This window comes from Paraprevotella clara YIT 11840 (genome assembly GCF_000233955.1).
GTDB classification, from domain to species: Bacteria; Bacteroidota; Bacteroidia; order Bacteroidales; family Bacteroidaceae; genus Paraprevotella; species Paraprevotella clara.
The window spans coordinates 1-216 of the sequence record NZ_JH376730.1 but is presented as its reverse complement, the minus strand read 5'-3'; the positions used below and the strand labels follow the sequence as shown (position 1 = coordinate 216).

Annotated in this window: 1 protein-coding gene; it reads left to right on the top strand. The window is 46.8% G+C overall.

Annotated elements, in window-relative coordinates; all coding sequences use genetic code 11:
* Positions 1 to 216 (top strand): S46 family peptidase (locus HMPREF9441_RS18950; RefSeq protein ID WP_039865698.1); only part of this gene is annotated, 216 nt, incomplete at both ends.

Below are 216 nucleotides of genomic sequence, written 5' to 3'. Positions count from 1 at the left end.
GTGCAGTTCAATGGGGGTTGTACGGCGAGTATCATCTCCAAAGACGGATTGGTACTAACCAATCACCACTGTGGTTATGGCAATATTGCTCAGCTCTCTACTCCAGAGCACAACCACCTACGCGATGGTTTTTGGGCGCGTTCTAAAGACGAAGAGCTATCGCCTAAACAGTCGTTTGTGCGCTTTTTTGTACGTATGGATAATGTTACTGAACGT